The organism is Kamptonema animale CS-326, from assembly GCF_028330895.1.
Classification (GTDB): Bacteria; Cyanobacteriota; Cyanobacteriia; order Cyanobacteriales; family Microcoleaceae; genus Kamptonema; species Kamptonema formosum.
Genome location: NZ_JAQMUA010000462.1, coordinates 1 through 13878 on the forward strand (window position 1 = coordinate 1; position 13878 = coordinate 13878).

General features: G+C 41.7%; 6 protein-coding genes. 1 reads left to right on the plus strand and 5 read right to left on the minus strand.

Annotated features, from left to right (window positions below):
• Positions 1–2: 2 nt before the first annotated feature.
• On the minus strand, positions 3–2648 hold the full coding sequence (locus PN499_RS27165; protein ID WP_272036442.1) for a glycosyltransferase family 2 protein: 2646 nt from the start codon (positions 2646–2648) through the stop codon (positions 3–5).
• 60 nt (positions 2649–2708) lie between these two features.
• The gene (locus PN499_RS27170) at positions 2709–5354 is read right to left on the minus strand and encodes a glycosyltransferase (RefSeq protein WP_272036444.1); all 2646 of its coding nucleotides are present in this window, start codon (positions 5352–5354) and stop codon (positions 2709–2711) included.
• A gap of 647 nt (positions 5355–6001) precedes the next feature.
• Here PN499_RS27170 and PN499_RS27175 point away from each other — a divergent pair.
• Positions 6002–7450, plus strand: coding sequence for a sensor histidine kinase (locus PN499_RS27175; protein WP_272036446.1), 1449 nt, complete (start codon positions 6002–6004; stop codon positions 7448–7450).
• Between the two features lie 60 nt (positions 7451–7510).
• Here PN499_RS27175 and PN499_RS27180 read toward each other — a convergent pair whose 3' ends face one another.
• From PN499_RS27180 to PN499_RS27190, 3 genes are all read right to left on the minus strand, one after another.
• The gene (locus tag PN499_RS27180; RefSeq protein ID WP_272036448.1) at positions 7511–8599 is read right to left on the minus strand and encodes a chemotaxis protein CheW; all 1089 of its coding nucleotides are present in this window, start codon (positions 8597–8599) and stop codon (positions 7511–7513) included.
• A gap of 15 nt (positions 8600–8614) precedes the next feature.
• A complete protein-coding gene (locus tag PN499_RS27185) occupies positions 8615–10351 on the minus strand; it encodes a CheR family methyltransferase (protein ID WP_272036449.1) in 1737 nt (578 codons plus the stop codon).
• A 150-nt stretch (positions 10352–10501) separates the two neighbouring features.
• The gene (locus tag PN499_RS27190; RefSeq protein ID WP_272036451.1) at positions 10502–13345 is read right to left on the minus strand and encodes an ATP-binding protein; all 2844 of its coding nucleotides are present in this window, start codon (positions 13343–13345) and stop codon (positions 10502–10504) included.
• Positions 13346–13878 lie beyond the last annotated feature (533 nt).

The following is a 13878-nucleotide window of genomic DNA, read 5'->3' on the forward strand; positions in this document are numbered from 1 at the left end:
CCCTAGCCCCTAGCCCCTTTTCTAGTGCGTTGTTCGACGGGGATATAGGGTGAGCTAAAACCTTCGCGATTGACACGCAAACGGGACTGCCATAAACACCAGGGAGCAGCTAGATAGCCGATTATTTCTTTTAATATGATTAGGATTGGATCGTCAGTCCAGCCTAATATCCGCTTAATAATTTTGGCTACGTGCCACTGAGGCATTTCTAGGAGAATAGCAAATAGGGCCCGTAGGTCGCCATCGTTAATCAAAGTTGTTAGATGATAGGATATTGCTCCTTTGCTGTAATTATATAATTGGCGACCTAGATCGGTCATTTCACGTCGGTGCGTGTGCCAGACAAAAGCTGACGGTTCATAGACTATGGTATGACCGGCTTTCATAATTTTGTAGAAAAGATAAGTATCCTCTCCTACGCCAGATGGCATACCGGGACCGAGGGCTTCGTCCATCAGGCCAATTTCGGGGTCACTGAAAATACTAGCGCGGAAGGCGGAGTTAGCTGTACCCCCAAATAGCCACGTTGGGACTGAGTGTAACCGGAAACTGTCAAACCATTCTCTATCACCTTCAAACTGCTTGTAACCACGGGATAAACCGCCACCGCCGTAGCTTTCAAATAGGCGCTGCGATCGCGTCCGCAATTCTGCCGGTAAGACGTTACCAGTGACGGCCATGACTTCGGGACGGGCAAAGGGGGCGATTAGTTTTTCTAGCCAGTCGGGGGGGATAATTGTATCGTCGTCGGTGGTGACGACAATATCACCGGTACTGGCGGCTATGCCAGCATTCCGAGCGTAGGATGCACCCGATCGCTCTTCTGTGAGTAATTTTACATCGGGAAATTCGACGAGTACGCGGGAGGCGCTGGGGGTTTCGGGTCGGTTGTCAACGACAATGATTTCTACGGGTCTGATTTGGCGGGATGTTTGAGCAGTTAAGGAAAGCAGGCATTTTCGTAGGTCTTCGGGGCGATCGCAAGTGCCAACTACAACGGATACTGAGATATTAGCTGGTAGACCTTCTGGTTCCTGTGTTTTCACTGTTGGGGCGGGTGTGTAATGCTGCATGAGAGCAGCTATGGCATCAGCTTTGAGAAAGTCTATGTTAGGGTCAGTGTCAGGTTCCAGTAGTGTCAAACCAAATTTTTCTACCAGTGCAGCCCGTAGTCTGGGAATACTAATTGATTGGTAATAATTAGCGATATCAATGTAACCGATCGCGGAGCCATCACGAGTGACAAATACGCGGGTGTTGGCGTAGTCTGTGGCATCTGCGATCGCTTCTATTGGTTGATTTAATTCAAGTACGCGCACAGCACGGCTGGCTTTTGGTTTCCTAGTTGGCTGTGGTTCGGGTTTCTCTGGGGTTTCAATCAATGAGAAGCCTTTTTTAAACATAATTGCAGCAGTTTCTTCCCTCGCTTTCAGATAGCTAATTGGACTAATGAGCCAATCTTCTATTTCTGCGAGGACTAAATCAACCGATGAAGGATTTGCTTTAAATAGAGAGCGTAAAAAATTGACTAGATGCGCCACTGTTTTTACTAATCCCATGCGGAAAATCGGTAGTCTTTCGTCAGGATAATTGATGGCACTACACAAAAGGGCGGAGTAAATACCAGCGTTATTTTTGCTGTGCGATCGCATTTCATTGTCACTACGACACTCCTGATGGTATACTAATGCACTTGGCTCATAGACCAAAGCGTATCCTTCTTTAATAATACGGAAAAACATTTCTAAATCACCGTTACCTTGGACATCCGCATCAACATCTAAGGCAGGATTAAAATAACCAATTTCTGCAAATAGTGACCGACGAAAAGCCATATTAAATCCCGTGCCAAACATCTCAGGAGAATGCAAAAAGGCATGAGGCATTTTACTCCTTGGTGCGATTTGATAGCGTCTACTCTCAAAACCACGACTTAAGCCACCTTTTTTTTCAAATAAGATTTGTGACTCAGTTTCGAGTTCTGCGGGTGTGACTAAACCTGTCACCGCCATCACATTTGCATCTTCAGCAAACACCTTAACTAAGGCTTTTACCCACCCGGAATCAACTAATACACCGCTATTAGTGTAAGCAATGATGTCGCCTTTTGCCTCTAAAATAGCTCGGTTTCTTGCCCAGTCTATACCGGGACATAGTTCTCTGACATAACGTATGTCGGGGTATTGAGTTGTTACCAGAATTTTGGCCTGGTCATCGGGAGTATTATCAACTACTAGAATGTCGAGGTGGGGATAGTCGAGATGCTTTAGGGAATTGATGGTAATGGTCAGATCGGAGATGCTATTGTTAAAGCAAATTGCCACACTCACCAAAGGTAAAGGCCCTTTATACTCTGGGGACGACAAGGTTAATAAATCCTCAAACTGCCATATTTCCTTAGTCGGTGCAGATGTCGATAAACCATTGTAGAATAACTGACTAATAATTTGATTGTTGTGCTGTTCCAGAATAATTTGACTCAAGGTTTGACCCGTCACCATTCCCCTTCTGACAGGAACTTTGACATATCCAATGGGAGTATCAAAAAGACGCACTAGGGCTTGTAATTCTCTATAAGTTTCTAAGTCTTCAATAGTAGCAATTCCCTGGCTTAATTCAATATCTATGACCTTTGTTTTATTTAACATTTATTCTCCTCAATTATTAGTTAGTATTTATTTTGTCGTAATGACTTTAACAACTAAAAACTAAAGTTTTGTTACCGATCGCTCTGACACAGGAATATAGGGTTGACTATGACCTTCACGCTTGACGCGCAGGCGAGACTGCCACAGCGACCAAGGTCCTGGTAGATGGCTCAATGCTTCATGAAGCACTAGGTAGATGGGATAATCAGTTTGACCTTTCAATCGGGATTTAATGCGCGAGGCGTGCCATAAAGGAATATCAATGCCTAATAGTAGTAGCGATCGCAAATCTCCATCTCGTAACAAAGTTGTCAGTTGATAACTAACAATTCCTTTACTATAATTGTGCAATTGACGGCGCAAAGCAGGTAAATCCCGGCGATGTTTATGCCAAATAAAGGCTTGCGGTTCGTAGGCTACTGTATAGCCAGACTTAATTATTTTATAGAACAAATAGATATCTTCTCCTACACCAGACGGCATTCCTGGGCCTAATGCTTCATCCATTAAACTAATTTCAGGATAGCTAAAAATATCGGCTCGGAAAGCAGCATTGGCAGTGGCCCCCACTTTCCACGTCGGGACAGGGTAACGCCAAGACTTTCTAAACCAGTCCCCAGTAGCCTCAAAAGGTTTAAAACCACGCCCCAAACCGCCGTCACCGTATTGTTCAAATAACCACTGGCTTTCTGTTTCCAGTTCTAAAGGTAAAATGTTGCTGGTGACAGCCATTACGTCGGGTCTAGCAAAGGGAACCAAGAGTTTTTCTAACCAACCAGAGGGTAATCCCACATCGTCATCTGTTGTCACTATAATGTCACCAGTGCTCGCCGCGATGCCCGCATTCCGCGCATAAGCGGCTCCTTGGCGGGGTTCTGTAACTAACACAACGTTCTTAAAATCAGCAACTATTGGAGGTGTAACTCCTGAATCTGGATTGTTATCAACGATGATGATTTCTACTTTTCGGGGTGACTTTTGAGCGGTTAATTGGGTAAGGCAATTGTGCAAGTCATCGGGTCGGGAGTAAGTGGCTACAACTACAGATACGGAAACATTTGCTGGTAGACTAATGAGAGCTTGGTATTGTGTTTTTTCTGCTGGTTTGTAGTAGCGCCTCAAATAGGCAATCGCTTCTGCTGCACAAAATTCATCGCTGATATTGCGCGTTGGATTAAGTAATTTGAGTCCAAATTTTTCACTTAATAGTTGTCGCAAATGAGTTGCACTAATTGGTTGATAATAGTTGGGGATGTCAAAATGTGCGATCGCCGATCCCTTCCAGGTGACAAACAGCCGCACCGAGCTATAATCTGTCACATCAGTGAGGGGATTTGTCACAGCTTCTGTCAGTTCGAGGGTTCGGACTGCCGTTCCCCCTGGATATTGAGGTTTCTGTGTCAATGCTGGATGTTCCAGCGGTTCTAGGGGAGGTAAAGGGCCAAAAGTGGCTTCAATTTCAGCGGCAATTTTGTGTGCTTTTTGATAAGTTGTGAAACCAATCGCGGAACCCATGATTTCGTCTATAACTAAATCACGGGGCCATTTACTCGCATTCATTAATGATAGAAACAAATCGCGTAAGTACCACCATCTTACTAACCACAATGTCACCCGCAACAAAGATAAACGTTCGTCTGGATATGCAATCGCTTCCCGCACAAAGCAAGCAAAGACCGATCCTGCATTATTTTTAACTTGCGATCGCAATTTTTCATATTCCTGTCTATGGCGGTGTCTGACTAAGGCATTGGGTTCATAAATTAGCAGATGCCCTTCTTTCAGCGTGCGGAAAAATATTTCCAAATCGCCACCACCATTAGTCAAAGTCCCCACATCTAAGGCCGGATCGAAGTAACCAATTTGGCTGAACATCGAACGCCGGAAGGCCATATTTGCTCCTACACCGACTATCCAAGGAGTTGAGATAAACGACCAGGGTAACTTTTGACCGCGACTAATTTGATATCTTTTTGTCTCGAAACCGCGACCAAAACCACCGTTTTTTTCAAATAAAACTTGGGCTTCAGTTTCCAGTTCATAAGGGACGACTAAACCTGTAACTGCCATTACTTGTGGCTCTTCAGCAAAGACTTGTGCTAATGATTTTACCCAATCTGAATCGACAATTACATCATCATCAGTGTATGCAATAATTTCCCCTTTCGCCTCAATAATTGCTCTGTTTCTTGCCCAGTTTAATCCTGGTCTTGGTTCTCTAACATAGCGTACTTGGGGATATTTATTTTTTATGAGTTGCTCAGTAGCGTCTGATGTGGGGGCATTATCTATTACTAATAAATCGAGGTAGGGATAGTCGAGAGTAACTAGACTATTAAGGCATAATTCTAAGTCGGCTGTGCGATTGCGCGTACAAACTGCCACTGTAACTAAAGGCCAATCTCCCGTCCACTTGAGAGGAGGTAAATCTAATAAATCCTCAAATTTCCATCCTGTCAGCGGTGGTGTCTTGAAGAGTCCTTTCTCTAAAAGATGAATAATAATTTTTTGATGATGCTGTTCTAGGATAAGTTTGCTGATAGTGTTAGCGCTGACTTGTCCTGCTGTTACGGGCGCACTGACATACCCGATTGGTCTACCATGTAGACGTACCAATGCTTGCAATCCCATAAACCCGTCCAAATTTCCAATAGTAACGAGGGGATGGCTCAACTCAATGTCTATTACCTTGATTGGATAAAGCACGTAGCTGATACTCCTGGGATAGAGGCTTGCAATTTGATTATATAGCAGTTTTCAATTGGGTAGCTACTATAGCAATCCGATCTGAGTCTCACAACACAACGCCCTCTTGTCTTCCTAGACTTGTTGTATAGCAAGACTTTCAGATTTTACGGATCTAGAAAATCACTTAGGATTGCTATACCAGCATAAGCTATTCCACATTTAAGTTCCTTCTTAAGCGAAGCAAAAAAGTAATTGGACAAAGGAGTACTGGCAAAGTCAATGTCATGGGAGCCGTGAGATTTTATAATGGCAAAAAAATTGTTATATGGCTCTTAAAATTTTTCTACAAATATGGAGTATACCTTATAAAATCAGATCGGAAGGACATAAAGATTAATAAAAGGTTAAAAGTTTAAGAAATGATTAATTCAATAAAAATATTGCAAACTACTCGAAACAGACTTAAAATAAAGTTAAAGATAATTGTCATAGCACGTCTATTTTGCCTATAATACCTAGACCCAGCTATCCCTTATTTCAGGAATATTAAGGATAGTTTGTGAAAATAAAGCACATCTAAGTGCTTCGTTACTTACGTGCTTAGGATATCTATCCTACTCCCAGTCATATTGTCATACATCCTTAGTTTTAACTCCCATTAATTTATGATAAACACTTCCACCAGCATCGAAAAGTTAGTTACACCCCTGCCAGAGGCTTCCAGACAAGACCTCCGGTTAGACTCAACTATTCAAGAGCTTCCGCTTTACGACTTTCAGGTTAAACCCACAGATTTAGGGATGAAAGTAGCTCAAATGTTGGAAGCTTACCCCCTCTTGCCAGGAGTTATTTTGACCGACCAAAATCAATTTATCGGCATGATTTCTCGGCGGCGGTTTCTCGAATATATCAGCCGTCCTTTTGGACGAGAACTATTTTTGAAGCGACCTTTAAAGTCCTTATATCGGTTTGCTCAGACTGATACTTTAATCTTTCCCAGCGATACATTAATAGTAGATGCAGCTCGTCGTTCCTTACAGCGATCGCAAGAACTCCTTTACGAACCAATTGTAGTACAACAACTGCCTCAAGTTTACCGAATGTTGGACGTACACGAACTACTCGTCGCTCAATCTTATATTCACGAATTCGCCACTAAGTTGCTGCGACAACAAACCCAAGCTCAAATGATTCAAACAGAAAAACTGGCGAGTCTAGGGCAAATGGTAGCTGGAGTAGCGCACGAAATTAGAAATCCTCTCACCTGCATTCTAGGAAATTTAGGTTTCTTGACAAACTACTCTGAAGACCTCCTGCGGTTGCTGTCCGCTTATGATGTAGAAATTGCTAATCCCAGCGCAAAGATTGAGGAAATTAAAGAAGAGATAGAATTTCAATTCTTACAAGAAGATTTACCCGAAATTCTTCAAAGTATGAAAATAGGAGCAGATCGATTAAATGAACTTGTTACTAGCCTCCGCAGTTTTTCTCACATGGACGGGGGAAACCGTAAGGAAGCTAACATTCACGAATGTATCGACAGTACGCTTTTGATTCTGAAAAATCGACTTAAACACAGCATTAAAGTAGTTAAAAACTATGGAGTTTTGCCTGCAATTAGCTGTTATTCAGGTCAGCTCAGCCAAGTTTTTATGAACTTAATTGGTAATGCAATTGACGCTCTGGAAGAAGTACAGGAGGAAGGAAAAGAATCGCGAGCGATCAAAATTGAAACTGAGCTAATAGAAAGTTTTGAGGGAGACTGCGTGAATTCTGAATTAATTTTCAACCCTGCGATCGCTCGGAAAGAAGAGACCCAATCTTTATCAGTCGTCAGCAATAACCACGAATTGAGCGCTGAGGAAAAGGAAGAAAATCTAAAAAATCACTCTTGGATAGCGATCAGGATTTCTGACAATGGGCCGGGAATTCCTCCAGAAATTCAACGCCGAATTTTTGAAATGTTTTTTACTACTAAACCTGTAGGTAAAGGCACCGGTTTGGGTTTGGCAATCAGTCATCAGATTATAACTGAAAAGCACAAGGGAAAATTGAATTTGCACTCTACTCCGGGTACGGGAACTGAATTTGAAATTTTGTTACCTTTGGTTTAAGAAGCGTGGTAATACATTTCTCGGTTTAGGGTAGATGCTGCTAGCCTCTATGATTTTTATTCAAACTTCTTCCTCAACAAACAGCTCTCCTTTTGTCAACATTTTATGGAGATCCAAAATGCTCATCATCTTTTCACGATAGGAAGCTGTACCTCTTAAGTATTCATCATTAGCCGAATGCAAAGCAGCAGGAACAGCCGTAATTTCTGAGGTATTTAAGTACATCACATCCAGAACTTCATCAGCCACGATACCAGCAACTAAATCAGCTATTTGTACCACGATGGCTTTCGATAGAGAATCGGCGCTGGGGAGCGGTATATTTAAAACACTGCGAATGTCAATTAACGTTACAATTTCTCCCCGCAAATTCATGTTACCTACAATATAATCTGGAGTGCAGGGAATGGGCGTAACTTTGCGTATATCAGTAAACTCCCGTACTACTTCTAAATTTAGTCCAAAGTATTCACCATTCAAAGCAATAACCGCCAGTGGAAACGTACTTGTAGTGAAATCACGATCGTCTTCTTTTCGCCTTAAATTATTAGCTCTTTGCCGAAAAATCGCTTTTTCTTGGGGCGTAGCATGGGGACAGAAAACTGGCATTTCTAGGAAATAACTGGAATCTTCGCTTACAATTTTTTCATCTGTTCCTTCTTCTAAACTTTTTCCTTGCCCATCCTTTATTTGCTGGCTCACCTCTTTTTTATCCTGAGAGTAGCTAATTATAATTTCAGGATTAAGCAGCATCACAATATCGGCTTCAATTTGGGCAATTCCCATTACAAAACGGTGAGATTTATTTGTATTGTCGCGCCCGTAATCTAGCTGTGTTTTTATTACTTCAGTTGATATATTTTCTACTTCCTGAACTTGGTTGACAATAATCCCAACTCTAAATCCTTGATACTCTATAACGATCGTACTATCTGTCAAACAGTATTCTTGAGAATGGTATCCGAAGCGAAGATTGAGATCCATCACAGGCAAAATTTCGCCCCGTAGGTTAATCACGCCAACAATATCGCGGGGGGCTTCTGCAATTGGTGTCAATTCTGGTAGAAAGAAAATTTCCTGAACAGCAGCGGCTTCTATACCGTAAAGAGAACTATTTTGTCGGAAAATAAGATAGGGTTGAGTTTTCATATTTAATAGTTAAATTTATTGAATAGATAGTTTTACCAAGACTGCTTTGACATATTTTAGTAATTCACTAGCTGTAATTTTACCTTGCTGTTCTATTAAACTATCGGGGGGTAAAATTTTGAGAAGTTCACAAGAGGTTGCATACATTTTTTTTGCTCTTTTAACATTCCCTTCTCCAGCGTAAATATTACCTAGATCGAGATATGCAGAGATGAAGGATGGACAAAGATAAATAACTTTTTTTAATAGATTTTTAGCTGCTTCTAAGTCTCCATTTTCTTCAGCAATATGAGCGAGTAAGTGATAAGGAAATACTGATAAAGAATCGACTTGTATAGCTTTTTTACAGTAATTAATGGCCTGCTCATATTTACCTAGGTTTGCATAAATCTCAGCTAGCAAGTAATAAGCTTTAAAATTATGAGGATACAGCTCAATAACTTGTTCTGCCTTTTTAATGGCCTCAAAATAAGTTTTATTTTTGCAAAAAGCTTCTGCCTCTTGAAGAAGATTGATACCTGCTCTCTGCCGCTCTTTTTCCACTGTTAATGAAGATGAAATCTGTCTGGTATTAACAGTATTATTTTCTTCAGGTTTCCCATCGCTACTCCGCAAAATATTATCAACAAGTTCGCGAACTTTTAGCGGTTTTGGGGTTTCCGTTGTATTGCTAATTGGAAATAGGACTGGTACTGGTAGCTTTGGTGATAAAAGTGAATCTTCTCCTCGTGGAGACACTCTCGGCTCAAGTTTAGCTGTAGGTTTAATCTCAGTTTCTGCTAGCTTTTTAGGAGTAGAGTTACTAGGCTCTAATCCTGACAACTCTTGCTGAGAGTTATTAGTAGATTCGCCGATATTAGAAATGTATGGTGGCATTCGAGAAACTTCTTTTTGACCTACATCACTACGCTGATAAATCACTGATTCGGGAAAAATAATTGCTCGGAATTGATCGAGAACTTGACCGTGAAGTTCGGCATGGCTTGTCATCAAATATCCCCCTGTTCTCAGCGTATTGTAGAACTTTTTTAGGACAAGCGCAATGTACTGTGCTTCAAAATAAACAAAAACATTTCTACAAAGTATCAAATCCATATTGTTAATATCATCAGATAGATTTGGATAATCATCTTTTACTAAGTTTCCATATCGAAATTTTACATTTTTAACCAGTTTATCTTCAATTATCCATTCATTTTTATGCTGATTGAAATACTGCTGCTGGAGTCCAGGATTAACAAGACGAAACGACCAAGGGCTATAACTTCCCTGTTTTGCTTTGTCTAGGGCTTCTTCGTTAATATCCGTTCCTAAAATTAGGATATTCCAATTCTCCCAATTGGGAAGAAGTTTTTGAATGAGAATAGCTAAAGAGTATGCTTCTTCCCCTGTTGAGCATCCAGCGCTCCAAATTCTGATTGAAGGATTCATTCCAGAAGTTTCTTTGAGTTGATTTTTATACTCTATTATTTCGGGTAAAATAACTTTTTCTAACAGCTTAAATTGCCCTACATCGCGCAGAAAATAACTCTCAGTTGTGGTTAAAAGGATGATTAGTTTCCGCCATTCTTTCTGACTTTGTTCAGTATCTGCTTCTAAAAGTTGATAATAATTCTCTGGTATAGATAGATTAAGGTTTTTCATCCGCACCACAATTTTCTGAGATAAGGCGGTGCGATCTTGGGGGCGGATATGCAAACCTATATTATTAGCAATTAATTGTATAAATAATTCTAAATGTCTATCATTCATGCTTGATGACTCTCAGTTTCATACTTGCTCTGTCTTAATATAGCATTTCCATTAGGTAGCTACCGCTTTTAATTAGCCATTAGTCATTACCCATTAGCAAACTTGATATTCTTAATTGCTGGTTAAAGTCAATTTGCAGCATTCACTTCCCTAAGCCAGCGGGATCTGAATCCAGAACTCGGCACCCTTTCCTGGTTCTGAGATACACTTGAGGATACCACCGTGTTTTTCAACAATAATGTGGTGAGAAATTGACAGTCCAAGTCCCGTTCCCTTACCCACTGGTTTAGTAGTGAAAAATGGGTCAAATGAGCGATTGATGACTGGTTCTGCCATTCCTGGGCCGTTATCAGAGATCCGAATCACTGCAAATTTACCAGCGGCTATTGGTGACAAAGAATTTTCATCACCTTCTCCATTCATCACCTCTGTGCGGATAGTGATAATACGGGGAGCGGGTTGGTTTTCTAAAGCATCAATAGCATTGCTAATAATATTCATAAATACTTGATTTAGTTGACCAGCACAGCATTCAACTAAGGGGAGATTGCCATATTCTTTGATAATTTTAACGTTCAAATTTCCCCCATATAAATTGAACCTATGTTGTAGAATCAGCAGGGTACTATCTATGCCTTCATGAATATCCACTGGTTTTTTATCCGACTCGTCAAGGCGAGAGAAATTTCGCAAAGACATCACAATCTGACGAATCCTGTCAGTGCCTAGCTTCATTGAAGAGATCAGTTTTGGCAAATCTGCCGTGAGAAATTCTAAATCAATAGAATCGGCTTTTTCCTGAAGTTCTGGGTCGGGATTTGGAGAATATTTTTGATAAAGGTGCAATAAATCTAGCAGGTCTTTAATGTAGTCAACCGCATAAGTTAGGTTGCCAGAAATAAAATTAATTGGGTTGTTAATTTCATGTGCAACTCCGGCAACCATACTACCTAAAGAAGACATTTTTTCAGTTTGAATTAGTTGTGTTTGAGTTGCCTGCAATTTATGCAAAGTTTCAGCAATCTGTTGAGCTTGAGTTTGGGCAGTTTCAGCACTATCTCGTGCTTGGGCGTAGAGTTCAGCTTGGTCGATCGCGATCGCTAATTGATCTGCAACTGCTCGTAGTAATTCTACCTCTGAATCGCTCCAAGGTCTAAGTTTTGCTGAACCATCTGCAAATTCTGCTCCTGTTTCATAGTCGCTCTTGGGTGGATTATACATACCGCAGCTAAATGCTCCGATCGCACCAGAATGCGTCTGAATTGGCAGTGCTAATATGGAAGCGTAGCCCCAAGACATCAAAAATCGCCGCATCACAGGTTCTTCAAAACCTGCAACATCATCCAGTCGGATGATTTCTAGGCTTAATAGTTTTTCAGTAAAAGTACCTACTTTTTCCACAGGATAACGACCGAGAAGTGTTGGCAAGCCGGGATTCGTTGCTTCTTTAACTACTTCCCAATAGGAGTTTTGAGGTTTGAGATTGCTGAGTTGTACCTGCAATCCTTCCTGGTTTTGAGTTTTGAGATTGGTTCGTTGCACTCGCTGCGGGTTGACTACACCAACGTGGTTTTGAGAAATTACTTCTGTTTGCTTTGTTCTTCCCAAACCTTCGCGCCTCGTAACGCTATGGGGTTTTGAGAAATTACTTTGTGCCTCGTAATGCTGCGCGGTGTTGAGAGATTGTTTGAGTTTGGTTTGTTCTTCCCAAAGCTTTGTACTTTGTAAGTCTAAACTCTGCGGGTAGGCTTCGCCTACGCGGTTTTGAGTTAAAAATGTCAGCTCAGAATTAAAACTATAATTGGCTGAACTCTCTCCATTTGTGGATTCACTTTTAATTGTTAATTCTTCATTGTTAATCACCTCTGGTCTGTACCACATGAATAGACACCAGTCGAGTTGCAAAAGACTCTGAATTTCTTGTACTGCTGTTTCTAAAATTGTATCCAGTTCTAAAGAGTTACGGATCTGGCTAGCGAGTCTAAATAGTAAAGATTCTCTACCTGCCCACGATCGCGCGCGGTCAATTGCTATGGCGATCGCATTTGCAGCCCAACCGAGTACACTCCGCCCACGTTCAGTCACAACTTGAGTGCAAACCACCACTACCCCTACCAAGTGCTCTTCTACAATCAGCGGATAGCCAGCTAAGGTTTCGTTTTCTTGAGCAGGTATGATGTAAGGCTGTCGATGTTGAGCAACAAACCCGATCGTCGAGATCCCAAAAGGAATGCGGTCAGAAAATTCTGCGGTGGGAGGTTGTTGGCCCACAAAGGCTTGCAGTTCCAGCAAGCGCGTTGCTCTGTTAAATATCCAGATGCCGACAAAATTAGCATCGAAGGCGTGCATTATTCTCTGGGTGCAGCGGTTGAGAATTTCTGGCAAAGTGGTACTCTGGGCGATCGCAATCCCAATTTCCGACTCTAGTATGGAAAGGGGATCTTGAGTTTGGGAACCTGCGCGTAGAGTTTGTGGGATCAACTCTCTTTCCCTCAATAGTTGCGCCTCTTGGCTGCGAGTTTCCCCATCTGCGATCGCGACTTCCGGCTCTGTTTCTGTTTTTTCCCTTAGTAAAAATTTCTCTTGAGTCTGTTGATTTAGTTTACTTTCAGCGCGATCGCCTTCCCTCAAGACATTGGTAATATCTGTCACTGTCGTGACTTGAAACTGGCGATCGTCTTCCCTGACGAAAGGGGCCATTGTCACCCAGACATCGCGCCTCTTGCCATCTTTGCTGATAATTTGCCCACAACCCGCGCCTTCTGAAGACCCAGCAATCAAAGTATCCTGTAACTTTTTGGGTTGCTTCAGAGCGATCGCGCAGCCCGAACTACTAACGCTATTCGATTTTGGATTCTCGCCCAGCAATTCCGCCGCAGACCAACCGCAAAGCAGAATATAAGCGGGGTTGACCTCAACAAACTGCCCTTCCTCATCTGTTACACAGATGCCAATTCCTGCTATGTCCCAGATCGGCGGAATCATACTTTCCATAGAATGTCAAGTTTAAATCAAAAAAATTTAATCGCCACCTGCACCCGCTTCTGGAACGCCAACTTTAGCGAGGGGTATTACCCCTCAATCGAATATTTAATATCAATAACATTTACAGCTACTTTTGTCGAGAGAGCAAAGTCTTGCCCAAGGAATAGGTGCAGAGGATTTTGAAGAGATTGCGATCGCGGTTTTCAGTTGCATGAGTTACAGCACGGTAATTGCTAATGGCTAATGGCTAATGGCTAATCGCTAAGCTGTTATCCCGATGTCACTTTGCTCAGAGAAAAAGGCTTTCACCTTGCGGTTTCTGGATTTTAGCCATGCTCAATAATTTAGGCTTCCCCACGCGAAAGCCTTACAAACCAGTAGTTCCAGAAAATTTTCTGCCGAGAGTAACATAATAGGGATTACGCATTTAACTTGTACCAGAATTTATAGCTCTATTTCTCTCCCTTCCCTTACAGGGAAGGGGATTGGGGGTTAAGTCAGAGAAACAGATCGTCAAGTTTAGATAGGTAACAGCTTATCCC

What these genes read in the sequence shown, in the direction of transcription:
- PN499_RS27165 (WP_272036442.1), bottom strand. Translation starts at nt 2,648, where the DNA reads ATGTTAAATAAAACAAAGGTCATAGATATTGAATTAAGCCAGGGAATT.
- PN499_RS27175 (WP_272036446.1), top strand. Translation starts at nt 6,002, where the DNA reads ATGATAAACACTTCCACCAGCATCGAAAAGTTAGTTACACCCCTGCCA.
- PN499_RS27180 (WP_272036448.1), bottom strand. Translation starts at nt 8,599, where the DNA reads ATGAAAACTCAACCCTATCTTATTTTCCGACAAAATAGTTCTCTTTAC.
- PN499_RS27185 (WP_272036449.1), bottom strand. Translation starts at nt 10,351, where the DNA reads ATGAATGATAGACATTTAGAATTATTTATACAATTAATTGCTAATAAT.
- PN499_RS27190 (WP_272036451.1), bottom strand. Translation starts at nt 13,345, where the DNA reads ATGGAAAGTATGATTCCGCCGATCTGGGACATAGCAGGAATTGGCATC.